The 24808-nt window shown below is 65.7% G+C and carries 24 protein-coding genes; 8 read left to right on the forward strand and 16 right to left on the reverse strand.

Annotated features, from left to right (window positions below):
• Nucleotides 1–47 precede the first annotated feature (47 nt).
• From ACIBK2_RS03960 to ACIBK2_RS03970, 3 genes are all read left to right on the forward strand, one after another.
• On the forward strand, nucleotides 48–419 hold the full coding sequence (locus ACIBK2_RS03960) for a MerR family transcriptional regulator (protein ID WP_396963373.1): 372 nt from the start codon (nucleotides 48–50) through the stop codon (nucleotides 417–419).
• Nucleotides 420–1185: 766 nt separating this feature from the next.
• Nucleotides 1186–2457 carry a cytochrome P450 gene (locus ACIBK2_RS03965; RefSeq protein ID WP_396963375.1) on the forward strand — a complete coding sequence of 424 codons (1272 nt, stop codon included), beginning with the start codon at nucleotides 1186–1188 and terminating at the stop codon, nucleotides 2455–2457.
• A gap of 54 nt (nucleotides 2458–2511) precedes the next feature.
• Nucleotides 2512–2820, forward strand: coding sequence for an SDR family oxidoreductase (locus tag ACIBK2_RS03970; protein WP_396963377.1), 309 nt, complete (start codon nucleotides 2512–2514; stop codon nucleotides 2818–2820).
• A 326-nt stretch (nucleotides 2821–3146) separates the two neighbouring features.
• Here ACIBK2_RS03970 and ACIBK2_RS03975 read toward each other — a convergent pair whose 3' ends face one another.
• The 3 genes from ACIBK2_RS03975 to ACIBK2_RS03985 all read right to left on the reverse strand — a co-directional run bounded on the left by ACIBK2_RS03975 (nucleotide 3147) and on the right by ACIBK2_RS03985 (nucleotide 6022).
• On the reverse strand, nucleotides 3147–4607 hold the full coding sequence (locus ACIBK2_RS03975; RefSeq protein WP_396963380.1) for an alpha/beta fold hydrolase: 1461 nt from the start codon (nucleotides 4605–4607) through the stop codon (nucleotides 3147–3149).
• 434 nt (nucleotides 4608–5041) lie between these two features.
• Entirely contained in the window at nucleotides 5042–5494 is a 453-nt protein-coding gene (locus ACIBK2_RS03980) for a MerR family transcriptional regulator (protein ID WP_396964032.1), read from the reverse strand.
• Between the two features lie 12 nt (nucleotides 5495–5506).
• The gene (locus ACIBK2_RS03985; RefSeq protein ID WP_396963382.1) at nucleotides 5507–6022 is read right to left on the reverse strand and encodes an RNA-guided endonuclease TnpB family protein; all 516 of its coding nucleotides are present in this window, start codon (nucleotides 6020–6022) and stop codon (nucleotides 5507–5509) included.
• A 590-nt stretch (nucleotides 6023–6612) separates the two neighbouring features.
• On the opposite strand from ACIBK2_RS03985, the gene ACIBK2_RS03990 reads away from it, so the two are divergent.
• Nucleotides 6613–7071: a hypothetical protein gene (locus tag ACIBK2_RS03990; RefSeq protein WP_396963384.1), complete on the forward strand. Its 459-nt coding sequence runs from the start codon at nucleotides 6613–6615 to the stop codon at nucleotides 7069–7071.
• Between the two features lie 106 nt (nucleotides 7072–7177).
• Here the strand turns inward: ACIBK2_RS03990 and mdlC are convergent, their stop codons facing one another.
• A complete protein-coding gene (gene mdlC, locus ACIBK2_RS03995) occupies nucleotides 7178–8773 on the reverse strand; it encodes a benzoylformate decarboxylase (RefSeq protein ID WP_396963386.1) in 1596 nt (531 codons plus the stop codon).
• Between the two features lie 105 nt (nucleotides 8774–8878).
• Complete coding sequence (locus ACIBK2_RS04000; protein ID WP_396963388.1) at nucleotides 8879–9865, reverse strand: ABC transporter ATP-binding protein; 987 nt, start codon at nucleotides 9863–9865, stop codon at nucleotides 8879–8881.
• A 351-nt stretch (nucleotides 9866–10216) separates the two neighbouring features.
• Between ACIBK2_RS04000 and ACIBK2_RS04005 the strand changes: the two genes are divergently transcribed.
• On the forward strand, nucleotides 10217–11224 hold the full coding sequence (locus ACIBK2_RS04005; RefSeq protein ID WP_396963390.1) for an alpha/beta hydrolase: 1008 nt from the start codon (nucleotides 10217–10219) through the stop codon (nucleotides 11222–11224).
• A 15-nt stretch (nucleotides 11225–11239) separates the two neighbouring features.
• On the opposite strand, the gene ACIBK2_RS04010 is transcribed toward ACIBK2_RS04005, so the two are convergent.
• From ACIBK2_RS04010 to ACIBK2_RS04030, 5 genes are all read right to left on the reverse strand, one after another.
• The gene (locus tag ACIBK2_RS04010) at nucleotides 11240–11857 is read right to left on the reverse strand and encodes a DJ-1/PfpI family protein (protein ID WP_396963392.1); all 618 of its coding nucleotides are present in this window, start codon (nucleotides 11855–11857) and stop codon (nucleotides 11240–11242) included.
• A 100-nt stretch (nucleotides 11858–11957) separates the two neighbouring features.
• Nucleotides 11958–12545, reverse strand: coding sequence for a class I SAM-dependent methyltransferase (locus ACIBK2_RS04015; RefSeq protein ID WP_396964034.1), 588 nt, complete (start codon nucleotides 12543–12545; stop codon nucleotides 11958–11960).
• A 114-nt stretch (nucleotides 12546–12659) separates the two neighbouring features.
• Entirely contained in the window at nucleotides 12660–14615 is a 1956-nt protein-coding gene (locus ACIBK2_RS04020; protein WP_396963394.1) for a cutinase family protein, read from the reverse strand.
• Between the two features lie 220 nt (nucleotides 14616–14835).
• Nucleotides 14836–15489: a maleylpyruvate isomerase N-terminal domain-containing protein gene (locus tag ACIBK2_RS04025; RefSeq protein ID WP_396963396.1), complete on the reverse strand. Its 654-nt coding sequence runs from the start codon at nucleotides 15487–15489 to the stop codon at nucleotides 14836–14838.
• A gap of 100 nt (nucleotides 15490–15589) precedes the next feature.
• On the reverse strand, nucleotides 15590–16471 hold the full coding sequence (locus ACIBK2_RS04030) for an SDR family NAD(P)-dependent oxidoreductase (RefSeq protein ID WP_396963398.1): 882 nt from the start codon (nucleotides 16469–16471) through the stop codon (nucleotides 15590–15592).
• 481 nt (nucleotides 16472–16952) lie between these two features.
• Here ACIBK2_RS04030 and ACIBK2_RS04035 point away from each other — a divergent pair, with 481 nt between their 5' ends.
• The gene (locus tag ACIBK2_RS04035; protein ID WP_396963400.1) at nucleotides 16953–17765 is read left to right on the forward strand and encodes an MBL fold metallo-hydrolase; all 813 of its coding nucleotides are present in this window, start codon (nucleotides 16953–16955) and stop codon (nucleotides 17763–17765) included.
• A gap of 28 nt (nucleotides 17766–17793) precedes the next feature.
• Here the strand turns inward: ACIBK2_RS04035 and ACIBK2_RS04040 are convergent, their stop codons facing one another.
• Complete coding sequence (locus ACIBK2_RS04040; protein WP_396963402.1) at nucleotides 17794–18201, reverse strand: nuclear transport factor 2 family protein; 408 nt, start codon at nucleotides 18199–18201, stop codon at nucleotides 17794–17796.
• 58 nt (nucleotides 18202–18259) lie between these two features.
• On the opposite strand from ACIBK2_RS04040, the gene ACIBK2_RS04045 reads away from it, so the two are divergent.
• Nucleotides 18260–18841, forward strand: coding sequence for a TetR/AcrR family transcriptional regulator (locus tag ACIBK2_RS04045; RefSeq protein ID WP_396963404.1), 582 nt, complete (start codon nucleotides 18260–18262; stop codon nucleotides 18839–18841).
• On the opposite strand, the gene ACIBK2_RS04050 is transcribed toward ACIBK2_RS04045, so the two are convergent.
• From ACIBK2_RS04050 to ACIBK2_RS04060, 3 genes are all read right to left on the reverse strand, one after another.
• Nucleotides 18828–19322: an SRPBCC domain-containing protein gene (locus tag ACIBK2_RS04050; protein ID WP_396963406.1), complete on the reverse strand. Its 495-nt coding sequence runs from the start codon at nucleotides 19320–19322 to the stop codon at nucleotides 18828–18830. The genes ACIBK2_RS04045 and ACIBK2_RS04050 overlap by 14 nt on opposite strands.
• Before the next feature lie 148 nt (nucleotides 19323–19470).
• On the reverse strand, nucleotides 19471–19914 hold the full coding sequence (locus ACIBK2_RS04055) for a protealysin inhibitor emfourin (RefSeq protein WP_396963408.1): 444 nt from the start codon (nucleotides 19912–19914) through the stop codon (nucleotides 19471–19473).
• 92 nt (nucleotides 19915–20006) lie between these two features.
• Nucleotides 20007–20330 (reverse strand): hypothetical protein, encoded by a 324-nt coding sequence (locus ACIBK2_RS04060; protein WP_396963410.1) that lies wholly within the window; start codon nucleotides 20328–20330, stop codon nucleotides 20007–20009.
• On the opposite strand from ACIBK2_RS04060, the gene ACIBK2_RS04065 reads away from it, so the two are divergent.
• Nucleotides 20244–20954 (forward strand): hypothetical protein, encoded by a 711-nt coding sequence (locus ACIBK2_RS04065; protein WP_396964058.1) that lies wholly within the window; start codon nucleotides 20244–20246, stop codon nucleotides 20952–20954. The genes ACIBK2_RS04060 and ACIBK2_RS04065 overlap by 87 nt on opposite strands.
• Nucleotides 20955–20973: 19 nt before the next feature.
• Here ACIBK2_RS04065 and ACIBK2_RS04070 read toward each other — a convergent pair whose 3' ends face one another.
• Together ACIBK2_RS04070 and ACIBK2_RS04075 are read right to left on the reverse strand one after the other, a co-directional pair.
• Nucleotides 20974–21657 (reverse strand): alpha/beta fold hydrolase, encoded by a 684-nt coding sequence (locus ACIBK2_RS04070; RefSeq protein ID WP_379288274.1) that lies wholly within the window; start codon nucleotides 21655–21657, stop codon nucleotides 20974–20976.
• Nucleotides 21658–21744: 87 nt separating this feature from the next.
• Nucleotides 21745–24471, reverse strand: coding sequence for a LuxR C-terminal-related transcriptional regulator (locus ACIBK2_RS04075; RefSeq protein ID WP_396963413.1), 2727 nt, complete (start codon nucleotides 24469–24471; stop codon nucleotides 21745–21747).
• Nucleotides 24472–24808: the final 337 nt, after the last annotated feature.

Below are 24808 nucleotides of genomic sequence, written 5' to 3' on the forward strand. Positions count from 1 at the left end.
TGACGTCAGAGGCAAGCGGCAGTGAGACGGATCACCAGGAGACAAGCATGCGAATCGGCGATTTGGCCGCCAAGACCGGAGTCAGCGTCCGCGCTCTGCGCTACTACGAGGAACACCACCTACTCCGCGCCACCCGCAGCCCCAGCGGTCAACGTCACTATCCCGACCATGCGATCGTCCGCGTCGAAATGATCCAGCGCATGTACTCGGCCGGCCTGTCCAGCAAGTCGATCCTCGAAATCCTGCCGTGCATGGCTACCGGTGCGGCAACACCGGAGCTCGCGGAAAGGTTTGCCGCCGAACGTGATCGAATCGATCGCCAGGTCAGCGACCTGATCCACACTCGCAACGAACTGGACGCCATGACCACCTGCACGACCGAAATGATCGTCACCGGCAATCACTGCCAGCCGCAGTAACTTGGTTCTTCGCAACACATTTCGACACCCTGGCCATCTGCTACCCGGCCATCGCGGACCGGGCGCACTGCGGCCGGTCTCGCTGACAGAACCGATCTGTAATCGGTGGCAACTGCCGTCTGCAACACTGCCTCAATCCCGTGGTCGGCAGCCGTAACCTGTGACAGGTAAGACCTGTCGTCACAATCATTGTGGCTGATCAACATACCTGTCACCTGATCACCGTTTCTGTCACCACTTTGGGTGGGTGCAACGGTGCATCGATGCACAGCGATGACGGGTCGCGGCAGAAGGCGGGCGTTTCCAAGACCTCAACTGCCGGGTCAACGCCTGCCTGATCGAACGCGCGCCCAGCGGCATAGATTTTCGGACGTTGAGTGGTCGGCTATTCACCGACGCCGCGGCGAGGAGATCGTTACGCTGCCATACGGTTCGGGGAAGCGATGCCTGCATACGGTGTGCCACCGCGGGAATCGGCCGGCCGTGGTACGGCCTCGGCGATGGCGTCGACGACCGCGTCGGCCCGCCTGGCGGCGCGAGAGTCATAGCGGATACAACATGATCGCATGCTGACAGCGGCCTTACTCCCGGGTGGTAGGAACGAGATCATGGTTGCTGAGTTCGGTTTCGGTATCTGCCTGGGGTTTCCGGGTTCGCGTTCGGTACTGCCCTAGCGGCCTGAACACGGCGCCGAACCATCCGGACCACCAGCCTGCCCACGCGGCCCGTCGTGTCTTCGAGAACCGCGAGCCTGGAAGGAACCCGCATGTCTACGAGCAAGCCCTCGACCGTCGACCTTTCCGATCTCGAAGGGTTCTGGCGCGCGCCGATACCGGAGCGCGCGGCGGGGTTCGCGGCGCTGCGCGACCGTCCCGATCTCCCCTGGTTCGAGGCGCCGACGGTGCCGATCCCCGATCCCGGGGCCGGCTACTACGCCCTCACCCGCTACGACGACGTCGTCGCGGCCAGCCGCGCACCCGGCGTGTTCACCTCCGGGCTCGGCGCGACCACACTGGCCGACCTCTCACCAGAGCTCCTCGAGCTCCTCGGGTCAATGATGATCCACACCGACCCCCCGCAGCACGCCAGGCTCAGACGGGTGGTCTCCCGTGGCTTCAGCCCCCGGCGTCTATCCGACCTGCAGACCATCATCGAGCACTCCGCGAAGACGGCGGTGGACGACCTCCTGGCGGCCGGACAGTGCGACGCCGTCGAGACCCTCGCCGCCCGGCTCCCGCTGACCGTCATCTGCCACATGATGGGCATCCCCGACGGCCAGCACGACTTCGTCTACACCCGCAGCAACGTCCTCGCTGGTGCAGGTGACCGCCGCTACGTGGCCGACCGAGGCGGGAGCTTCCCCGCGCTGCTCGCCGCGGGCCGTGAACTGGCAGAGCTCATGCACGACCTCGGCGAGCAGCGCCGGCGGGAGCCGACCGATGACGTCACCTCCACGCTGGTCCACGCCGAGATCGACGGCGAGAGCCTCACCAGCGAGGAGTTGGCCAGCTTCTTCATCCTGCTCGTCTCCGCGGGGATCGAGACCACCCGCAACGCGATCAGCTGGGGACTACACCTGCTCACCGAGCATCCCGACCAGCGCGCCGCCTGGCTGGCCGACCTCGACACCATCACCCCGACCGCGGTGGAAGAGATCCTCCGCTGGTCGTCCCCGATCATCTACATGCGCCGCACCCTGGCCGCCCCGACCGTGCTCGCCGGCACCGAGCTGCCCGCAGGTGCCAAGGTCGCGATGTTCTACTGGTCGGCCAACCGTGACCCCGCCCACTTCGACCGACCCGAGGAGTTCGACGTCCGCCGCGCCCCCAACCCACACCTCGGGTTCGGCGGGCCCGGCCCGCACTACTGCCTCGGCGCTCATCTCGCCCGCCGCGAAATCTCCACCCTATTCACCGAACTACTGCGCAGGGCACCGAACTTCCGCACAGGCGCACCCCGACGACAGCGATCGATGTACATCAACGGCATCGTCCAGATGCCCATCACAGCCGAAGCCGACACGGACGCCTCCCGGTGACCCACCGACACGCCGGGCAATACCCGGCTCACAAACCCCAGCACCGGGATCGGTATGGCCGGCGTGGCCCTCTACGGCGCGACCAAGGCGGCGTTGGAATCCCTGACTCGCGCCTGGGCCCCGGAATTCGCTCCCATGAAGGTACGCGTCAACGCCGTTTCGCCCGGCCCGATGCGCTCCTCGAAGATGATCGCCATGGTGAGCCCGGACGCCATCCGCGCCCTGGGTGACGCGGTGCCGATGGCCCGCACGGCCGACCCGATCGAGGTCGCCGAAGTGGTCGCCTTCTTGGCCGGTGACCGCGCCAGCTACATGACCGGCGCGATCGTCCCCGTCGACGGAGGCTGGACCGCCGCCGGATGACCGCTGGTCGGCCGCTGCCAACCGGTCGACCAGACCGACGAGCCGGTTGCCCTCGGGATATCGAACGAAGCCACACGGTGTCGAGAAATCGTGTCGAGCACGCGAGGCCGGCCACCAACCGCTCAATCGGCTGGCTGGCTGCGCCTCACGGCGCCAGCTGCCGTGGCGGGCGCCGTCGAGGCGGCTCGAAGCGGATGGCCGGCGTCAGTCTGACGAATAGCGCACGAATCGAATACCGACCCTCTACCGGTTAACGCGCAATCTCCGTCGAGCACGGCGAAGCCCCTGCCCGCTCGACGACCAGCCGTGTCCTTCGACGACGAGGATCAGGGGCCGGCTTCGACCTCCGTCTTGACCTGGTCGGCCGCCTCGCCCAGCAGCGGGATGGTCGCTTCGGGATCGGGGTTCTGGGGGTCGGGTTGGGCCGGGACCGGCAGCGGCGGGTCGGCGGTGGCGCAGTCCACCGTGCCCGCAGGGAGTTTCGCGTCGAGTAGGTAGGCGTTGACGGCGTCGTTGACGCAGGCGTTCGCGGGGGTGGTGGCGTAGAGGCCGTGGGCGCCTTCGTTGTGGACCACGATCAGGACGCTGTCCAGGGTCTTGGCCATGGCTTGGCCGTCGACGAGGGAGGTCTGGGTGTCGCCGTCGGACTGAACCACCAGTCCCCGTGGGTATTTCGGCGTACCGACCTTGACCAGCGGTTCGGCTTTGTCGGCGTGGAAGGAGCAGGCGTTCGGGCTGAGCTGGCCGACGGTGTTGCCGTAGGGGAAGGTGTCGCGGGCCGAGCGCATGTCGCGGAAGTAGACCTCCATGTCGGTCGGCCAGTCCCAATCACACAGCACCGCAGCGTTTACCGCGTCCGACATGTCCTTGTCGTCGTCGCGTTCGGTGACCGCCTCGTCGTCGAGGGCATCGGCGGTTTGCGCCGCGTGCTGGTTGCTGCGGTCCACCTCGGGTCGTGGTGGCGCGCCGTGGATCTCGTCGAGCACGTAGTGCATGCTCTTGGCGAAGGAGGCCCAGGATTTGCGGTAGCGGGTGAATTCGCCGACGGCTCCGTCGAAGTCGTCTCGGTTGTCGAATCCGCCGACTGGGCGCTCGATGATCGCCGCGGCAATGGTATCGATGGACGCACGCACGGCTTCCGGCTTCGCGCCGAGATGGAATATCGCGTCACGCTCGGCCGTCCAGGCGGCCCAGTCCTCGAAGTTCTTCTTGGTCGCCGCCACGTTGTTCACATCACCGTCGCGCCAGCTGACCTTCGGATCCAGCGACGAGTCCAGCACATTGCGGTTCAGCTGCTCGGGAAACATCTCCCCATAAACCGCGCCGAGCCAGGTGCCGTAGGAAACACCGAGATAGTTGATGACGGATTCGCCGAGTTGGCCGCGGATATTGTCCATATCGCGGGCGGTATTCATCGTCGTCACGTAACGACGGAACTGACCGCCGGTTTGCGCGCACGCCGCTTCTTTCGCTTTGGCCTGCTCGACGAGTTGGATTAGGTCGTTGTCGGTGGGGCGCGACTGCGAAGAAATCGGAAACCGAGTTTCATCGATGGGTGCGCAGGCCGCCAGGTTCGTCGACTTCCCCACGCCGCGCACGTCGATGCCGATGATGTCGTAGACCTGCCCGATCGGCTGTTCGGCGTATCCGATCGGCATCGCCAACCCCGCGCCACCGGGGCCGCCGGGATTGGTGAACAGCACCCCGAGACGCCGTTCCGGATCTTTGGCGGCGGCCCGGCTGATCGCGATATCGATCTGTCCGAGACTCGCATCTCGGTAATCCATCGGCACCTGCACCGTCGCGCACTCCAGGCCCGCGAGTTCATCACCTGCACAGGCCGCCCATTGCACATTCGAAGCCGGACGCTCTTGCACGGTCGCTCTGTCACCCGGCCGACTTTGCGGTTCCGACTTGCTACAGGCGGGAGCGAAGATCGCGACGGTGGTGAGCGCCGCGACCAATACCGCCAATGGCCATGAATCAGCCGGCTGCGGACAATCCGCCCGTTGTCGCACAACCGGTTTGGTGCGTGCGATCGCACGTCGCGTGATAGCAGCGAAGTTCCTGATTGCCATGATCGACTCTCCTGGTCTCAATGAATTAAGGCCACCCGAGCTATCAATTAGCAAACTACACAGGATTGGCGCATTTCCATTGACGAACACGAGAAACGAGCCGCAGACATTTGTGCACTCTGTCAGCCGAGCACGCCGGCTACTCAGGCAGAGACAGGCAACACGTCAGCATCATGCAGCGGGGGATAGCTCTCGCCGCCCATTCGCTCGGCCGCATCGATGTACTCGGCGAGCACGTCGCGAGATTGCGTGAGCTTGTCCAGCTGGTCGTCCAGTCGCCGCAGCCGGGTCCGCATCGCGGTCAGCAACTCCGGGCACCCCGGCAGCTCCGGCGCCTCGCCGACAGCGCACGGCAACAGGTACGCGATGTCCTCGGAGGACAGACCGGCACCGAGCAGGTGCCGGATCTGCTTCACCCGCAGCACGGCGGTCTCGTCGTACTCGCGATAACCGTTCGCGCCACGGTCCGCTACCAGCAGCCCCTGAGCCTCGTAGTAGCGCAGCCGATAGGCGTTGACGCCCGTCGCCTGCCCAGTTCCCCGATCAACATCGCAAACCTCTTCACACCGGTTTAACGCTTCTCCTGTCTGAGGCAGGAGATGTCACGCTCAGACCGCAACCGAACCAACCACCCGCAAGAGGTGATCCGACTGTCTGACATCCTCAACACGTGTGTGGCCGCGCTCTGCCACAGCCAGAATCACCCTGGCGGCGTTCCGATCCCGACAGTCGGTGAACCCGCAACTGTGGCACCGGAAGGTCTGTTCCCTGAGTTCGAGTCGCTGCTTGGCTCTCGCGAAACAACTCGAACACGTCATGCTCGTATAGGCGGGCCGCACCAACACCACCCTCCGGCCGGCCCGCACACCACGCTCGATCAACTCCCGCTTCGCCGCACCGATCGCCGCATCGGCAGCTTTACGCGCCATCGTGGACTTCGCCAGAAACGTTGGCTTGAAATCCTCCACCGCGATCACATCATGACGTTCGACAACTCTTTTCGCCCACACCCGCGAATCGTGCTGGGTTTGCCGAGCCGCTTTCTTGTGCAGTCTCGCCGCCACGCGCGCCGCTTGCTGGTACCCGCGCGACTGCTGGCCGTGCTTGACCCTGCGCCTGGCCATCTTGTGCGTTGCGCCCGAGCCAGTTCCGCCGCACAACGCGTCCGGTACCCACTATAGGGAAGATCGAATGCAGGGTCGGTCGTGGTGGCAGTGGTACGCACGCCCAGTCGACGCCGATGCGACCCGCAGCCATGGCAGCGGGTTCGACAGTGCGGCGCACGACGAACGCCGCGTACCAGTGTCCGAGCGAATCCTGGGTGATCCGCACACTGGTCGGTTCAGACGGCAAATCCCGCGACCACACCACCGGGACACTGATGCCCTTGGCCAACACCAGCCGTCCATCACTGATGCGGAATCCGTTACGCGTGTACTCCAACGACACCCGAGCCCTCTTGCGCGCCTTGAACACCGGCCACCCTCGCCCCTGGATGGTGAACGACTGACCGAGCGCTTGCGCATATGTCCGCAACGTCTGCTGCTGCGCGACCCGCGAACCCTCCCGCAACCACGTGTTCTGACAGCGTGTCTCGGTCAGCAGCTTGCCCAGTCTGGCGAAAGTCGGCTTGTTGCCCGACTTCTGCTGATGGACAGCCTCATTCCACAGAAACCGGCATCGATTCCACTCAGCCAGTAGCGCCGACTCCGCAGTGCGGCCCGGCCGCAAACGAAAGCTGTACCGCACCACCTCATCTATACCCGACAACGTAGCTGGCACCACCGACACCGAACGGAGGACAGCGCCTCCTCCCTTTCGTGAACGACGGGGTAGTCGCGCTAACGCGTGGTTCCAGGGCACCGCCATGCTCAGGACAGCCGGTGTCGACACCGCCACGTACGCGCCGTTCGCCAAGCAGATGGCGGCCGGGGTGGCCGAATGGCTGCCCGGGCATGCCGAGCAGATCGACAGCGGCTCCTTCCCTGCCGAGGTGGCGGCCCTAGAAACGCACGCGATGTCGATGGTGCACCTGATCGAGGAGAGTGAGCGACTGGGCGTCAACGCCGAACTGCCGAGGCTGTTCAAGGCGATGGCCGACCGCTCGATCGCCGCCGGGCATGGTGGCGAGCAGTATCCCGTACTGATCGAAGAGTTCAGTAAGACCGCCTAGTTACGTTGGACGGCAAGGTTATTGGCGAGCTGATGAACTCGGTGTCGCCCGCTCGCCACACAGCACGCTGAGCTCGCGGGCGCCTTGTCGTCCACCAGTCGCCGGATCAGGCGAAGATGTCACTCGCTTCCGGCACGACGTCGACTTGAATCAACGACGGTCCCTGAGCGGTGAACGAGTTCTTCAGTGCGGTGATGAGCGCGTCGGGGTCCGCGACTGCCACCGCAGGGACGCCGTATCCCTGTGCCAGCGAAACGAAGTCGATTCCGGGCAGCGTCAGGCCGGGCAGTTCTGGGGCACGCAGCCACGAGCCGAAATCGGCGAGGACCTGGTAAATGCCGTTGCGGACAATGACATAGGTGACGTCGAGGTGCTGTTGTGCGGCCGACCATAGGCCGGTAATGCTGTAGTTTGCCGATCCGTCACCGATCAGCGCGACCACCCGTCTGCCGGGCTGCGCGAGTGCGACGCCGACCGCGGCGGGTAGTCCGTAACCCAATCCGCTTGCCGCGGCGTAGAAGTAGCTGTTGGGCTGGTTGATCGGCACGATGTCCCACCAGCAGCCCAGAGATGGCGCCTCGTAGATCCAGGCCGCGTCGTCGGGTCGTAGCTGGGCGAGGACCTGCTTGAGTCGGGTGTTGGTGAGGGCACTGCCGGGCTGCCCGACAGTCGGCGAAAGCGGTTGAGGCATAGGGCGTTTACCGGAATCAACGAGCGTGGCCAACCGAGCCAGCGCGTCGGCGGGGTCACCGACGATCGCATCGCCGACCGGACTACGTGCCGCTTGATCCGGATCGGCTGTCACGGATACCAATTCGGTGCCTGGCTGCAAATATGGCCCCGGCGTCCAAGCGTGATACGGCAGCACCGCTCCGCCGATCCAGGCGATGAAATCGTAGGGTGCGAGTTGATCGCGGATCTGTTCGACGGAAAGACCCAAAGTGCCTTGGTAGCAACGATGATCGGTAGGGAATCCGATCCGGGCGTATTCGAAACTGCCCAGCAGCACCGGCAGCGCGGCCTGTTCGGCCAGCGCGACTCCGGCATCCCACCCGCCGTACACGTCGACATCGGGGCCGAGGACCAGTACTGGATTTCGGGCGGCGTTCAACCGCTCAGCGAGCCGTTCGAGCGCGGCAGCGGCGGCGACCGGCCGCCCTTGGACCGTATGGGCGACCAGATACTGCTGGTTGTCGGAGTCGGCTGTTTCGTTCCAATCCGACAGTGGCACAGACACATAGACCGGTCCGGTCGGCGCGGTGGTGGCGCACGCGATGGCGCGGGCGAGCACTGCGGGCACCGACTGGGGCGACGGCGCTTCGAAACTCCATTTGACGTGTGGCTTAGGCAATGTCGTCGGATCCGGGTTGGCCAGCATGCCTTGCGAGGTGAGCAGCTCGCGCGACTGCTGGCCGCTCATGAGGACCAAGGGCGTGCCCGCCATATAGGAGTTGACCAGGTTGCCCATCGCCTGCCCGACGCCGGCCGCCGAGTGCAGACTCACCAGCACCGGGCCGCCGGTGGCCTGTGCGTATCCGTCGGCCATGGCCAGTCCGGCGCCCTCGTGCAGCGCGAGGATGTAGCGGAAGTCCGCCGGGAAATCCTGCAGGAAGGGCAATTCGTTGGAGCCCGGATTGCCGAAGAATGTCGTCATTCCCCGCGCACGTAACACCTCGTAGGACGCTTCTCGCACTGTCGCCACGGCAACTCCTCCGCTAGGACGATCCGCCGGAAATCGGCGGCAGTACCGCATCTCCCCTTGTTCAGGATCGGCCGATCGCCGCCGTCTGGCAAACAGGATCGATCGTCAATCGTCTTTCCGGTCGAGTGATTCGCGAATTGCCACCTGGGCCGGATGCGGGAGGGTGTGCATGATCTCGCGGACGCGTTCCTTGCGACGCAGTACGGCCTGGCGCACCGGCATGCCGGGGGTGGCCTGCATTTGCGGGGCGATGCCTTCGACCTCTTCGGCACCGCCATGGTGGTGGCCTGCGTCGAACATGGCTTGCTCGCGGGCCATTTGGGCCTCGTCCTTTTCCTCGGACATGCCGATCGGGCCCTGCATGCGGCCGTTGAGGAATTGTTTGACCACGGGCTCGTCGGAGGTGAGCAGCACTTCGCGCGGGCCGAACATCACCAGCTGGCGGCGGAACAGCATGCCGATATTGTCCGGAACGGTGCGCGCGAGGTTGATGTTGTGCGTGACGATCAGGATGGTGGCGTCGATCTGTGCGTTGATGTCGATCAGCAGTTGGCTCAGGTAGGAAGTACGCACCGGGTCCAAGCCGGAGTCCGGCTCGTCGACCAGGATGATCTGCGGGTCGAGCACCAGTGCGCGCGCCAGACCTGCTCGCTTGCGCATACCGCCGGAGATCTCACCGGGGAGCTTGCCCTCGTCGCCGAGCAGACCGGTCAGCTCCAGCTTTTCCATGACGATTTGCTTGATCTGCGACTCCGACTTCTTCGTGTGCTCACGAAGCGGGAAGGCGACGTTGTCGTACAGGGTCATGGAACCGAACAGCGCGCCGTCCTGGAACAGCACGCCGAAGAGCTTGCGGATCTCGTAGAGCTGCTTGTTGGAGCAGGTGGTGATATCGGTGTCGCCGACAAAGATCGAGCCGCGCTCCGGCCGCAGCAGCCCGATCAGCGACTTCAGGAAAACGGACTTACCGGTGCCCGAGGGGCCCAGCAGCGCGCTCACCTCACCGTACGGCAGCGAAAGCGAGACATCTTGCCAAATCCGCTGCGAGCCAAATGATTTGGTGCATCCTTCGGCCCTGACCGCGACGCCCATGATCGACCTCCATAGATTCCCGACGAGAACCCACCGACGAGGCCTGACCGCCTCCGACATCTCGCGCTGGACCGTCGATCAACTGTAAACCGCGACGTACCGCGAGGGCCTCGATTCCGTGGACCGAGCCGAAGTTGACATCCCGCACAAATCGGAAGGTCCGACCAGTCGCGATGCCCGATTGGTCACCTATAGCGGTCGAGTTCTCATCGCATTTACCGACTCGACGCATCATAGAAACTGGACGGTCGACCAAGTTTCGTTCACTGCGTGCTGATCGATCGTCGATCACCGACAGCTGGGCCGGCAGATTGGAGCGGCCTGCGGCTCGTGGGTTACGGAGGAGGGCGTATGTCCTGGTTCGGATTTCGGCGTGGTGTCGCGGCCCTGCTTGGCGCGGGATCGCTGCTCGCCGGTATGTCGTTCGCCGCGCCCGCCTCGGCCGATTCCTATGATCCAGGCTCTGTCCCGCTGAGCCGATACGCGCCTCCGGGTGAGCATGAGGCGGTGAGCACGGCGGCGGTGTACCCGTGCCAGGCGCTGTACGCCGTGTACGACGCCGTCGGCCACGTACTCGGTAACCACTCGGCCATGACCTGCACGCGCGAATTCCCCGGCGGCCTGGACTCGCCCGTCGGCGTCGACTTCTACTACCCGAAGGACATCGCCACGATGACCCGGGTGCCGACGGTCATCTGGATTCCCGGATTCAGCTCCGAGCCAGGCAATTACGACGCCAGCGCCCGGCTGTGGGCCAGCAACGGTTTCGTCGTCGCGATGCCGCACGACCTGATCAACTCGCTGGACGAACTGCCCCTCGCCGCAGCGGCAGCCTTGTCCGCGGCCAACCGCGATCCGCGAAATGTGTTGCACGGCAGGCTCGATCTCGGCCGCACCGTAATCGGCGGCCACTCCGGCGGTGGCGGCGCCGCCATCAACGGCGCGGGCATCCCGCCGAACATCTACCAGCTGATCGATCCGGAATTCCGCATCATCGGCGCCGTCCCCACCCAACCGGGACCGGTCGCCGCCGCCTTTCTGGTCAACGTGCCCACGCTCTACCTCACCGGCTCCGCCGATTTCATCGTCCCGCACTTCCTGCCGCGACTCGTCGAATACGAACTCGCCTTCAACGCCCCCGCAATCCTGTTGTGCCTCAAGGGCGTAACCCACTGGACCCCGTTCGACGACGCCACCCACAACCCCACGGCGACCATCACCCTCGCCTGGCTCCGCTACCTCGTCGACGGCGACAAAACCGCCGCAAGTTACTTCACCGGCCCCGACTGGAAACTCCGCACCGACCCCGCGGTCGACTACGCGCTGCGCAACGTCCGCGCCGACAACCTCCCCGCTTAACGGCTAGCGGTCGCGTCAGGCCGAAACGGTGGCCTCGTGCAGGTATGGCGTGATGTTTCCCATCGCGCGGGCCACGTAATCTTCCTTCTCCCCCACCGGCGCAACGTAATACAGTGCTTCTTCGGCCGCTTCGACGCTTTCCAAGCGCGCGATCATCCAAGCGGCGAGATAGGGAGAGGCGAGGCAGCCGCCTGCGGTGGCGATGTTGCCTTTGGCGAAGAGCGGTTGGTTGAGGACGTCGACGCCTGCGGCTTGAACCCAAGGCTTGGTGGTGAGATCGGTGCACGCGGGGACACCGTCGAGCAGTCCGAGTTTGGCCAAAACCAATGTGCCGGAACATTGTCCGGCGAGCAGCTGGCGGGACGGGTCGAGTTGCAGCTGTGCCATGAGCGCTTGGTCGGCGACGACTTCGCGGGTCTGACTGCCGCTGCCGACGAGCACCGCGTCGGCGGCGCTGGCTTCCTCGAGGGTCGCCATCGACTCGATGACGACGCCGTTCATCGAACGGACGCGCTGGGTCGGGCTGGCGATCGAGACCCGCCAATCCGGCTTCTTGATCCGGTTGAGGACGCCGAGGGCGATGAGGGAGTCGAGTTCGTTGTAGCCCTCGAAGGTAAGGATGGCGATGTGCATGGCGGTTGCCTTTCCTGGTTGCTGCCAGGCACTGTATTGACCCCCGACCAATACGATCAACAGAATTTCACGCCCGGAACGCGCACCTACCGCTGACGCCCTAGACCCGTTTGATCGTCGCGAACCAGGCCGGTGCGCCGTCGTCGCCGTGATATCTCGTCAGCACCCGATCCTGTTCGATGGCAACGACATTCCAATCATCGCCGGACTCGAACGCCGCGCTGAGCTCGTCCCGGCTGACGGGATGCGGTCCGACGTCGGGGCCGATGTCGCTGAAGCACAACACATACAGCGTGCCGCCATGCGCGATCGTCGACCGGAGACTCGCCACATATTCCGGTCGCTCGTCCGCGTCGCAGGTGTGGAACATCCCGCAGTCCACCACGGTGTCGAACCTGCGCCCCAGCCGTGTCAGCTGAAATCCGTCGGCCACCACGAAGTCGACCTCGATCCCGCGCTCGGCCGCCTTCGCCCGCGCGATCGCCAATGCCGTCTCCGCCACATCGATGCCGACAACCGAAAACCCCAGCGACGCAACATAAAGCGCGTTCTCCCCCGACCCACAACCGACATCGAGCACTGTTCCGGCGAACCCGGAAGCCACTCGCACGATCGCCGGCTGCGGCCGATCGACATCCCACGGCGCGGGACCGTCTTGATACGACGCGTCCCAGGGCTGTCCCGTCATCCGCTCATGACTGGTCGGTTGCCGACCACCGAATGGATCGTCCGACCGTTCCGACACCGTCATACCTCTCCAGCAGACCTCCGTGATGACCTCATCATGGCACTGTCGACCGGGTTATTTGACGTATCCGATGCGCTGGTTCATCCAGTCGCCCAGCCACTGGACGGCGTTGCGGCCGGAGCCGTCGACGATCAACGCACCATAGTTCGTGTGCACGCCGGAGGCGACAAAGTTTGCGGCGCTGAGGCCGTCGACCACGAGGTTGACCAGGTTGACGTCGTGGAAAGGTGCCATTCGGCCGAGCGGGGCGGTCAGATCGCCGAGGTCGAGGTCCTGCTGGGCGATGGCGCGGGCCGGGGCCCGCTTGCCGAGTACCTGCGGCGCGGCCTGTTGCGGCTTGCCCGCGAACATGTCGGCCGCCGCCGCGGCCAGGTCGGCGCCGATCGGCAGCAGGCCGGACAGCGCGACGCCCGCGCCGACCAGATCGGGTGCCTGCCCGGCCGGCGGGACCACCTTCTGCAGCACCGACCAGGCGACGTCTTGGATCCGGGCGACGATGTTGACCAGCCGGGGAATGTCGACGTTGGACAGGATCGAGGTCACCTTGGCCGCGACCTCGGTGTAGCCCTGCGAGTCCGGGATGATCGACAGAACCTGCGAGATCCACTTCAGGTCGACGCTGCTACTGAGGTCGGCCAGTGGTTGCAGCTGGTTGTTCAATTCACCGGCGATCTCATTGGCACCCCCGGCGTCCATCGCGCCGACCTTCTGCGGCAGCAGCGTGAGGTTGTCGAGGATGCCTTGGAAGTCGAACGAGGTGACGTCGGCGGCGACGTCGAGTGCCTGGTCGACCATCACACTCGGCTTGAGCAGCGACAGGATTCGCGTTGCCGAGCCAAGGGTTTCGGCCGGGGTGGCGGCCAGCGGTGCGACCCGGTTGCGCACTGCGTGGGCTTCGGCGCGCAGTGACCGCGCTTTCGGCGAGCCCGCCGCCAGTGTGCCGACGCCTCGGTTCAGCAGTTTGGTGGTGGTGTCGGCGATCGTGCGCACCGCCGATACGGCACCCGAGAGGTCCGAGTCCCCTGCCGCGGTGAGGACCTCACCCGCGTTGTGCTCCGCCGTGCCGTCGGGGGCGGCGATCAGCCGGGCCGTGGCGGCCGGGTTGGCCGCACCGGAGTCGACCAGATCGACCAGTGGGTTGAAGGTGTCCAACAGCTTGTTCGCGCTGTTGCGGACCCGTGCCAGGTCGATGCCTGCGGGAGCCGCCAACCCGGCGGTCAGTCCGGCGACGTCGGCGGCCACACCCGGGAGATCGGTCTTCGAGAAATTCGAGGTCAGGGCTGCGGCTACCGGAAGGTTTGGGTCGGCCTGTGGTGCGCCGATACTCAGCGTTTTGCTCAGGATCGAACCCAACGCCCCGAGCAAAGGGTTGACGCCCTTCTGAATCGAGCAGTACAGGTCCTTGGGGTCGCAGATCGAGGTGACCCGGCCCGAGAGTTTGCCCATGCCCTGCGGCCGCGGATCGGCGATCCCGGTGCCCCTGGTACCGGGACCGACGACGACCTCACCCTTGGTGCCCGCGCCCGGATCGGAGAGCAGGCCGACGGCCAGCACCCGGTCGGCGGGGACGGGGCCGCGATCGTTGCCGATGTCGGCGGCGAGATCGCCCGCGGCGTCGGCGCCCTGGCTGTAGCCGTTGATCGTGAATCTGGCGGTGGGGCAGCGTGTTCCGTAATCTCGCAACGCGGCGGTCGCGTTGGCCAGCGCGGTGTTCTTGCTGTCGGCGTAGGTGTAGCCGTTGTCGAACGCGCGGGCCATATAGGGCGTGAAATAGATTTCGGAGCGCGGACCCTGCTGGCGGGCAATGGCGTCCGCGATCGGCGCGAGCATGCCGACGGGTCGTGCGGGGTCGGCGTCCTCGTTCGTCTCCCAGGTGCCCGGAATGAACAGATTGAAAGTCCCCGCGCAACCGTTCGGCTCCGCCTGCGCGATGGCGGGCGCGGTGACAACAGACGAACCGACGGCGACGGTCACCAGTGTGGCGACTACATACCGCTTGGACGAACGCATGACTGACACCTGCACCCTCACTGCCGAACTCGGTTGCCCGATCGCCGCGCGGACTCGCGCATCACCGAGCCGTCCGCCGCCTCGAGGCGATGGACTGCACTCGCTTCGATTGGTCGATCCGGGACTACGGTAAATCAATTTCCCGAATCATGAACTGTCAGCAGTGCCGTACTTACATTCGTTAAGAAGCACTTTCAAATCGAATGCATGCGAACTTACATTATCCGAGGACGAGAGGGAGTTTCGTTGTCAGCTCGCCTAATTCGGCTTGTTCCGCGGCTGTCGGGATCCGGCGTCCGGTGCCGATCAGCAGCGCGTCCTTATCGGACCACGACGCCGGGAATGGGGACCCGGCGATCTTCTCGAGCATCTCGCGGGCACGAGACAGGGATTCGGCGGGCGGTTCGGGGGCGTCGGGGAGGTAGGCGATCAGGTCGAGGTGGTGCAGGGTCCACTCCATGACATATGCGCCGAGGTAGTCGGCCACCGTGAGTACATAGTCCTGGGTGCTGACGCGGAGTTCCGGGTTCGCGAGTTCAGCGGCGCGACCTGCGGCGGAGCCGACGTCGTCGAGGTGAAACTTCAGCAGCTCCGGCTGCTCGTAGGCGGCGGCCAGCCGGACGATGAGCGCGTCGAGCGGGTCGTCGCCGGTGGGTGTTTCGACGATCTTCCAGTAGGTCACCGCGTCACGGTTCGGTTCCTTGCCGGTGGGTGTCACCAGCGTGATCAGGACGTCCTGGGCATCAATGATCAAGTGACACACCAGATCCCGGACCAGCCAGCCGGTGCAGCCGGACGGCTGCGCGAAGTCCCGGTCCGGAAGTTCGTCGACGGCCGCGCGCAACGCTGTCCACGAGCGTGAGAAGAGTTCCACGGCAGCAAGCTAGCAGCGAGCGGCCGGTGAGGCGACCGGATTCGCCGGCCCAGCGGTCGCGGCCGGCCGTCAGGCCGAAACACGACCGGCCGCAACCACTTCAGCGAGAGTACTGCACGCGGGCGATCGTCCGGTCCATGATCCACGCCATCACCCCGGGTGCGACGGCAGCGAGCCATTGCATCAGGCGACCGGACAGCGTGGGGACGACCGAGGCGCGGCCGCGAGCCGCACCGACCAGCAGCGCGTGCGCGACGGCGTCCGCGGTGATCGGCGCCGAGGAGCTCAATGCCCGCAGCTCCGGCGGTTTGGTCGCGGACTCGGCGGCCAGCTGCGGGGTGTCGACATCGGGCGGCATGACCACGGTGACCGTGACGCCATGGGGCTTGAGCTCTTGGCGCAGCACCTCGCACAGCGTCCGCACGGCGGACTTGCTGGGACTGTACGCGCTGTAGCCGAAGCAAGGCAGCACCGCGGCCAGGGACGAGATGACCGTGACGCTACCGCGCTCACCGGCACACAGATCCCGCACCGCCGACTGGATAACATGCAGCGCCCCAAAGTAATTCACCGACATGTGCCTGACGAAGTCGGTGTCGTTCAGCTGCGCGAAGTAGCCGGGCCTGGCTATCCCGGCACAGGCGATCACCGCGCCGATTGCGCCGTGGCGGGCCCGGGCTTCCGCCACGGCCGCGTCGACCTGCGCCTTGTCCGTCACGTCGACGGCGAACACCGCCAGCCCCGACACGGACTGCGCGAAGGCCGAAAGGCGTTCCAGTGCAGTGTCTTCGAGCGCGAGAACACTGACCCGCGCACCCACCGACAACGCCGCCTCGACCACCGCGAGCCCGATACCGCTGCTCCCGCCGGTGATCACGACATGGCGACCGCTCCAGTAGCCCGCCACGTCGGCGGGCAGCGAGATCCGGGCGACCGGAGCCGAAACGCGCTCGGGGCCGGTCAGGTAGAGGTTCTGAGACATGGCGGGCACTTCCTTCCGTCACGATCGCCCGGCAACCACCGGGCGTCTCAACTAGGTTGGACGGTCCCCGTCAGAGCAATGCCAAGCCGACCGCAAAACGGCGTAAGAATCCGCACAAGCGCACTCACCGCAGATTCTTACGTCCCTTTGCCACAACCCCACCACCGCTTTTACCTCGCACGCGAACACTATCGACTACCACACCCGTGGAACACTCCAAAACCATTGGGAGAACCGGTATGCCGCCATTTCTGCAATTCATCCTGCTGCTCAACCTCCTCAACCAGCTGACAAATGGCTTCGTCAGCGGCGCCCCGGTATCGGGCAGCCAAGCCATCTGACGCAACGGATTTCGCCCGCTGCGAATCGCGAGGTCGGACTCTGCTGATCGCGCGGAGGGTAGGGGCCGGCGGTTCGACTGCGGTGGGGATTGGGGGGCGTGTAGAAACGGGGTGGGTGTACTCGGCAGGATGAGGTGGATATGTGGAAGATCTGTCAGACGTGCGCGGTGGAGCACGAGGCGGCGGCGGAGGTTTGCCGTATCTGCGCTGATGAGCGGCAGTGGGTGCCTGCTGCGGGGCAGCAGTGGATGACGCTCGAGAAGCTCGTTGCGGCGGGGCACAAGGTGGTGGTGCGGGAGTTGGAGCCGGACATGTTCGGTGTGACGGTGGAGCCGGAGGTGGGGATCGGGCAGGAGTCGCATTTGGTGCGGACACCCGCAGGGAACGTGCTCTGGGACGTGACCGGCTATGTCGACGAGGATGCGGCACGTCGGGTGCTGGAGCTCGGTGAGGTCGTCGCCATCGTGCCGAGTCATCCGCACCATTACGGCGTGCAGGTGGAGTGGAGCCGGGCGCTGGGTGGCGTGCCGGTGTATGTGGCCGAGTCGGATTTGCAGTGGATTGCCCGGCCGGATCCGGTGATTCGGCCGTGGTCGGGGCGGCTCGACCTGCTGCCGGGGATTACCGTGCGCCAGTTGGGCGGGCACTTCCAGGGCAGCGGAGTACTGCATTGGGCGGCCGGGGCCGAGGGCCGAGGTGTGCTGTTCAGTGCGGACACCATTCACGCCAACCCGGATCGCAAATCGGTCGCGTTCATGCGTAGCTATCCCAACCGGATCCCGCTGTCACCCGCCGTCGTGGAACGCGTGACGACGACCGCCGAAGAGTTCGAATTCGACCGCCTCTACGACAATTTCGGCAAAATCATCGACGGTGACGCGCGCGCCGCCATCCGCCGCTCGGCCGACCGCCACATCGGTTGGGTGCGTGGCGATTTCGACCACCTGACCTGAGAGCCGGACTCCGCCACCCGTGTTCGCGTCAGCGGGTGGTGGAGCCGGGGGTGAAGCCCCAGCGTGCGGTGTCGGTGATCTGCACGAGGTGCGAGATCTGTTCGCCGCGAGTGGTGATGATGTGCGCGAAGGCGGCGTCGACCTCGGTGTCGCCGTTACGCGCCGGACCCCAGTAGCGGCCGAGTACGACGACGCGATCGGGGCCGACGGCGAGGTATTCGCTGGGGTCGACGTGGATGTCGTAGACCTTGCCGAGCACACCCCACATCCGATGAACCATGTCTTCCGGACCGTGGTGCGGTCCGGCGACGCCGTGCGGCATGCCCGCGCTGATCTCGCCGACGAAGTCGTCGGTCAGCAGGGCTTTGAGTCCGTCGATATCGACCTTCGCCAGTGCGGTGTAGAGCTGTTCGGCGGTTTCCGTTGCTGTGTTCATGATTCCTCCCAGCTAGTATTAGAGAGTCATCTCTAATACTAGCTGTAGGATTGCTGATATGCCACGGCCTGCGATATACGACACCGATCTGCTGCTGGATACCGCGGCTCGGATCGTCGCGGCGGCGGGCGTGAGCGGCTTGTCGGTCAAAGCGGTTGTCCGTGCTTCGGGGGCACCGAGCGGATCGGTGTATCACCGCTTCCCCACCGGCGCGGCACTCAGCGGGGCGCTCTGGGTACGCACCCTCGAACGGTTCCACGCCGGTTTGCTACCGCTGTTGGCGGCCGACGATCCGATCGAGGCCTGCGTCGATGCTGCCCGGTACGTACTCACCTGGTCACGCGACCACCCCGACGAGGCGCACGTCCTACTCGCTGGCCCCGCCGGGTACGCACCGGACCGCTGGACCCCCGACCAAACCACCCGCAACACCGAACTCGGCACCGCGTTCCGCGCCGCCATCACCACCGTCGCTCGACGACTCGAACCGGCCGAACACGCCACCGACAAGGTGGTCATCGCCGTGATCGATCTCCCCTACTCCATCGTCCGGCGCTACCTCGGTACGAACACCGAAATCCCGTGCCACATCGAAGAACTCATCGCCACCTCCGCCCGTGCGATAGTCACTCCCCCGTGACGACACCCTCGGCGATTTCCCTCGGCGGGATGCTGACCTTTTCGGCTTCCAGCAGTCCATTGATGTGATCTGCGAGCCAGATGACCGCGGCTTCCGACGCCTCTGCCACGCGATCGGTGAACGACACCGGGGTGTTGGCAACTCCGTGCGCACTATCAGGGTTGATCCACTGCTCGCGACTGAAGAGCGTCTCCGTGCCACGTTCCTCGAAGGTGTATCGCAGGGTGGCGTCGTGCCCGCGGTCATACAGCATCACTCGCCACGGGCGCTCGTACTCGCGCACCTCCCAATAGAGGTGAAAGTCGATACCGTCGGTCACGCCGTGCTCGTATATGGCATCGCCCAACCGGAAGGGGCGTTCGGTGACACCGCCGACCGAACGCGTGTACGGGTGCCACTGCGGCCAGAATCTCGCCTGGGTGATCAGGTCGAAAACAGCGTCGATGGGGCCGTGCAGGAGAACCTCGAACCTTTCAGCCACGACGACCTCCTGAATCGGGGCAGTGCCCAAAACTCGGCCTCGCTCAGCGGTCCGTCAGGACACGCTGCATACGGTTCGGCTATTCAACCACGCATAACCGTCGGCGCAGGGTGACGCCGGACACTCGCTCCGGTGTAGCGCGGAGCGGCTACTTCCCGTCCTTACGCTGCCCGATTTCTTTCGTGAGGGCGATAACGTCGGTCAGCAATTTAGGAGATTCGTTGCATTCGTCGGTGGTGACGCGCTTGCTGGTGCCGTCGCGGTAGGTGACGGTCACGGTGTAGAAATACGAATCCCGGCAGTCGTTGGGGCCGGTGTAGGCGTCGGTCAGCGTCTGGAAGTCCGGGCTGCCGACCATGTCGAACAGGCTGCCGCGGCGCTGGTTATCGACCTTGTCGTCGACGGTGTAGAGCTGGTCGACACCGGCGAAGCCGCCGGTCTGGTTCACCTCGACGCTCGTTGCCTGCGGATCGCTTGGCTTGGCCTGGGTTTCGCCGGTGCCACCACAGGCGGCCGACGCGAGAAGGAGCGCGACCACGGCGGAAAGCAACAGCGGCTGCACGAGACCGCGGCGGAACCGAGATTCGCTCATAGCCGCACAGTATCGCTGCCGGGACGTCGAGACAATGCCGGTGCTCCCCAGTTGAATCCGGCGAAAGTCGCTGCTGTCGACCGATCCGCGCGTCAGGATGCGACGTCACCGCTGCTGCGCGACCGCAAAATCCGCTGCGCGCCGGTCAGCGCGGCGGCGCCGAGGACGTCCTCCAATTGCTCCCAGCGACTGACGAAGTCGGCGAGCATCATCATCATGACGTCGGGGAAGGCGTAGAGGAAGGTCTTGTATCGGTAGTGATCGAGGTAGTAGAGGCGGACCGGAGTCATGGCGGTGACCGTGCTGGTTCTGGCATCGAAGAACAGATCGTGGCTGCCGAGGACTGCGCCTCGGGTCAGCGCGGCGCGTTCGTATACGCCGCCGAAGTCAACCTCGACATCGCCCTCGGCGACCACATAGACGCCGTGCGCGGTGTCGTCCGCACGGCAGACGGGATCGCCTGGGCCGTAGGTGAGTTCGGATTCGGTCTCGCCGCACTCGCACCGATCAGCGGCCCCTACGACGTGCAGCACGTCGAGACGCCCGCCGGACTCGACGGCCGGGTCGCACCGGCGTCGGCAGTGTTCTACTTCGCATACTGGGTCACCAGCATGAACCGGATCTATCACCTCTACGACAACCCGACCGAAGCCTTCCAGGAGCCCTACGCCGACAAGGTCGACGGGCTCTTCGACGGCGAGCACGACGAAACCGCGATCAGCACCGCCCTGCCCGCCACCCCGGACCAACTGCTGACGCCACAGTTCATCGCGCTGGCGCAGAACCCGACCGGCGCCACCCTGAAGGCAATGACCGACAGCGACGGCACCTGCGATTGGACCCCGCGCGTCCCGGTCCACCTCTACGCCGCCACCGGCGACCACAACGTGGCCTTCGCCAACGCCGAACATTGCCTGCAAGCCCTGCACAGCGACAACGCCACCCTGCAGGACCTCGGCAATATCGACCACACCGCCACCGCGAAAACCGCGCTGCCACAGATCCTCACCTGGTTCCAGCAACAAGTGCCTGCCAGCTGAGGATCTGCGGCTTCCGCAGTTAAGCCGCTGCGCTGCGGATGATGTTCGCGACCACGTCCGGGCGGGATACGTAAACCGCGTGGCTGCCGGGCGTCTCGACGACGGTCGCGCCGATCCGTTCGGCCATCGAGGCCTGCGCGGCAGGCGGGATCATCTTGTCCTCGGTGACGTGCAGGTACCAGCTCGGCTTCAGCCGCCAGGCCGCCTCGCTGATCGGGCCGCCGAGCGCCTCGAGGCCCCACGGCACCTGGGAGTCGGCCAGGAACGCCGCGTCCTGTGCGGACAGGTCGCCGGCGAACGACTCGTGGAACTTCGCCCGGTCCAGGAAGAGGTAGCCGTCCTGCGGCGGCAGGATCGGGGGCTGCGGGCCGTCCTGCGGGAAGGTGCCGAGTAGGGTGTTCACCGACTCGCCCTTGTCCGGTGCGAACGCGGTGATGTAGACGAGCGCGGCGACCTTGTCGTGGGTGCCCGCCTCGGTGATGACCGCGCCACCGTACGAGTGTCCGACGAGAACGACCTCGCCCTCGATCTCGTCGAGGATCTGCCGCGTGGTCGCGGCGTCGTCGGCCAGTGACTTGGTCGGGTTCTGCACAACGCGCACGGTGAATCCATCTTGGGTGAGGTTGTCATAGACCCCTCGCCATCCGGCCCCGTCCACGAAACCTCCGTGAACCAGGACAACTGTCTTGCTCTGCGCGCTCATACCGAGTCTCCTCTGCAGTGAATTGCTGTTCGGCACAACCGAATCTAGTTCCCTGGTCGGAGCGGTGAATCCGTCAAATGACGTATATCAGCCGGGTTGCCGACTCATCGCGTCGCGCAGCGCACTGCGAGTGGTGATGCCGAGTTTCGGGAAGACGCGATGCAGGTGGGTGGACACCGTCCGTGCCGACAGGAACAGGCGCTCGGCGATCTCCTTGTTCGTCAGCCCCGAAGCCGCCAGTTCGGCGACCGCCAGTTCCTGCGGTGTCAACGCCGAGCCGCGGACGTCGGCGGGCGCGGAGTCGCCCGCCGCGCGCAGTTCCGCTCGAGTCCGTTCCAGCCACGGAATCGCTTGCAGCCGTTCGAAGGTTTGCGACGCGGCGGTCAAATGGGCTCGGGCGGCTGCTGGTTCGCGCTCGCGGCGCAGGCGTTCGCCATACAGCAGTTCTATTCGGGCACAATCGAATACCCATCGATCGTGGTCCGGGGTGGCCAACGCCTCCTCGAACACACTGCGCCAGTTGGGTGGATCGGTAACGGCGAGTGCGGCTTTGGTCAGCATCCGGAGCCTGCTGGAAAGCTCTGGCAAACCGGCCGCGACGGCGGCTTCGACATGGGCCCGCGCCTCGACTATCCGGCCGCTGCGGGCCGCTGCCTCGGTGAGATCGAGAACCAGCCAGAGCGCGTGCGGTGTGTAGCGCGGAAAACTCCCCGGCGGGCTGACTGACGCGGCGTGCCGGTACGCCTCGTCGAAGCTCGACCGGCCGAGCGCGGACAGGCACCGGATGTGGGACGAGTACCCGGCATAGGTGGCGAGGTGTCGCGGTGCGGCCCACAGCAGCAATTCCTCGGCCGCCAGGTCGGCGGCGTCGGTTCGGCCGCGGGCCGCATCGACGAGTGCGTGCAGGAATTTGCCCGGCCCGGCGACCAGTGTGTAGCCGAATTCGGCGCACAGCTGCTGTCCCTCGGCGGTGACGTCGATCAGCTCGGCCCAGTCGCCTTCGAAGAAATCGACCTGTGCGATCAGGAACAATGCCTCGATGGCTTTGGCGACCGCGCCGCCGCCACGACCGTCGGTGATCACCCGCCACAAGGATTCGCGGGCCAGGGCGACGCGATCGACATAGGCGGCGGCCGTCGCGACCCGGACGATTCGCAACGGATCGGCGGAGAAGCGCAGTCCGTCGAGTGCGTCGGTGAGCTGCCGCAGCGCGGCCGGTGTCGCCTCCACCGGATTGACGAAGACGTGGTGCAGCAACGACAGCGTGTCCGTCGGCTTCGGCTCGGCGAGCTCCAGCACCTCGCCGATGTCGTCCCAGAGTTCCGGCCGTCCGCTGTAGAAGCCGACATACAGCAGCGTGTGCAGTGCCTCGACCATGGTGTCCGAGCCGGAATCGATAGCACTCTTGTGCACCCGAATAGTCGCGAGCAGCAACCGGCCTGCGGTGTCGGCGTCGCCCTCGTCGTTGAGCAGCTGGGCGGCCGCAGCGACCGCCACTTCCAGCGACGGCGTCTCGCGAACCTCCGTGCGGTTCGCATCCAGCAGCAGCCGCGAGGTGTCGGCGAGGTCGCCGGTGATCGACGCACCGAGATACGCCGCGCGGGCGGTGCGCCGGGCCCGATCGGACTCCGAGGTGCTCAACTCGGCGGCCCGCAGCATCGCGGCGGTCGCTCGCCTGCTGTCGCCGTGCCGAATCATCTGCTGCGACAACGATTCCAGCGAGGCGGCGATCTCACTGTCCGGGCCGACCGCGGCCTGCCCGAGATGCCAGGCCCGGCGCTGCGGGTCCCCGGCGAAGGCCTCGGCGAGGATGCGATGGACCTCGCGGCGATCCCCGCTCGTCGACTGCTCGATGACCGCCGCGCGGATCAGCGGATGCCGGAACTCGACCCGGCCGGTCCGCGTGTTCGCCCGGACGATCCCCGCGCGCTCGGCCGCCGGGAGATCGGCGATCCCCGCCGGTGTCGGCGCGCAGTCGTCCAGGGTCAGGCTGTTCTCGGCACCGGCGAGGATGACGAACAACAGCATCCGCCGCGTTCCCGCGGGCAACCCCGCGAGCCGATCGGCGAACATGCGCTGCAGCCGATCGGTCAGCGGCAAGACCGCAGGCAGATTCGCCGGGGACGTGCCGTTCTCGAAGGCGGCGGGCAATTCGAGCAGCGCCAGCGGATTGCCGTGCGCGTCGGCGCGGAGGCGTCGGCGCACCCGCGCGGTCAGCGCCGGATACGCCGCGCGCAGCAGTTCGTCGGAGTCGCTGTCGTCCAGCGGCGCCAAATCGTGCACCCGGAAACCGCTGCGGGTGAAGCCGTCGTCGGATTCCGCGCGCACCGCGACGAGCATCCGGATGTTGCCGGTCCAGCGCCGGGCCGCGTAACTCAGCGCCATCGTGCTGGACAAATCCAGCCACTGCACGTCATCGACGATCAGCAGCAGCGCGGTGCCCTGTTCCGCCGACACCTGCAGCAGTGCCAGCGTCGCCGCGCCCGCGATCAACTGCGACGGCATCGGTCCCGATGTCAGCCCCATGATCACGCGCAACGCGTCTCGATGCGCGACACCGAGTTCATCGATGTCACTCATCAGCGGATGCAGCAACTGGTTGAGCGCACCGAACTTCAACTCGGCCTCATACTCGAGCGCCGCCGCCCGCAACACCCGCAGACCTTCGGCCGCGGCGATATCGGCGGCCATCTCCAGCAGGGCGGTCTTCCCGACGCCCGGTTCACCGCGGAGAACCAATACCGGCTGGTCGCCGGCCTGTCCGAGGACGAACTTCGCAACCAGGTCACGCTCGACCTCACGACCAACCAACACGGCGATCCACACCCCCGCTCAACAGACTGATTATCGAGTTAACGCCACCGGCGAACCGAAATACAACCACTTCGCTCGCCAGCCGGACGGACCGCGAGATCGTCGCGCACCGGACCTATGTCCGGTTCCACCGCCGGAGCAAGCGGATCCGCAACCGAAGGCAGATACTGTTTGTACCCAATGTGATTCATCGACGCGACCGGCCCGATTCCGGACGCCGACCCGTCGGGCGAACCACATCCCGGACCCGCCGACCCCGGCTTCTCACACGCTACGGGCCGGTAACACCCGTTCGCTGTGCACATATTTGGATTAGAGGTGCACACTACGCGGGACC

The sequence above is a fragment of the Nocardia sp. NPDC050175 genome, assembly GCF_044459885.1.
Classification (GTDB): domain Bacteria; phylum Actinomycetota; class Actinomycetes; order Mycobacteriales; family Mycobacteriaceae; genus Nocardia.

What these genes read in the sequence shown, in the direction of transcription:
- ACIBK2_RS03960 (WP_396963373.1), top strand. Translation starts at nt 48, where the DNA reads ATGCGAATCGGCGATTTGGCCGCCAAGACCGGAGTCAGCGTCCGCGCT.
- ACIBK2_RS03965 (WP_396963375.1), top strand. Translation starts at nt 1,186, where the DNA reads ATGTCTACGAGCAAGCCCTCGACCGTCGACCTTTCCGATCTCGAAGGG.
- ACIBK2_RS03970 (WP_396963377.1), top strand. Translation starts at nt 2,512, where the DNA reads ATGGCCGGCGTGGCCCTCTACGGCGCGACCAAGGCGGCGTTGGAATCC.
- ACIBK2_RS03975 (WP_396963380.1), bottom strand. Translation starts at nt 4,607, where the DNA reads ATGGATTACCGAGATGCGAGTCTCGGACAGATCGATATCGCGATCAGC.
- ACIBK2_RS03985 (WP_396963382.1), bottom strand. Translation starts at nt 6,022, where the DNA reads ATGGCCAGGCGCAGGGTCAAGCACGGCCAGCAGTCGCGCGGGTACCAG.
- ACIBK2_RS04000 (WP_396963388.1), bottom strand. Translation starts at nt 9,865, where the DNA reads ATGGGCGTCGCGGTCAGGGCCGAAGGATGCACCAAATCATTTGGCTCG.
- ACIBK2_RS04005 (WP_396963390.1), top strand. Translation starts at nt 10,217, where the DNA reads ATGTCCTGGTTCGGATTTCGGCGTGGTGTCGCGGCCCTGCTTGGCGCG.
- ACIBK2_RS04010 (WP_396963392.1), bottom strand. Translation starts at nt 11,857, where the DNA reads ATGCACATCGCCATCCTTACCTTCGAGGGCTACAACGAACTCGACTCC.
- ACIBK2_RS04015 (WP_396964034.1), bottom strand. Translation starts at nt 12,545, where the DNA reads ATGACGGGACAGCCCTGGGACGCGTCGTATCAAGACGGTCCCGCGCCG.
- ACIBK2_RS04020 (WP_396963394.1), bottom strand. Translation starts at nt 14,615, where the DNA reads ATGCGTTCGTCCAAGCGGTATGTAGTCGCCACACTGGTGACCGTCGCC.
- ACIBK2_RS04030 (WP_396963398.1), bottom strand. Translation starts at nt 16,471, where the DNA reads ATGTCTCAGAACCTCTACCTGACCGGCCCCGAGCGCGTTTCGGCTCCG.
- ACIBK2_RS04035 (WP_396963400.1), top strand. Translation starts at nt 16,953, where the DNA reads ATGTGGAAGATCTGTCAGACGTGCGCGGTGGAGCACGAGGCGGCGGCG.
- ACIBK2_RS04040 (WP_396963402.1), bottom strand. Translation starts at nt 18,201, where the DNA reads ATGAACACAGCAACGGAAACCGCCGAACAGCTCTACACCGCACTGGCG.
- ACIBK2_RS04045 (WP_396963404.1), top strand. Translation starts at nt 18,260, where the DNA reads ATGCCACGGCCTGCGATATACGACACCGATCTGCTGCTGGATACCGCG.
- ACIBK2_RS04055 (WP_396963408.1), bottom strand. Translation starts at nt 19,914, where the DNA reads ATGAGCGAATCTCGGTTCCGCCGCGGTCTCGTGCAGCCGCTGTTGCTT.
- ACIBK2_RS04070 (WP_379288274.1), bottom strand. Translation starts at nt 21,657, where the DNA reads ATGAGCGCGCAGAGCAAGACAGTTGTCCTGGTTCACGGAGGTTTCGTG.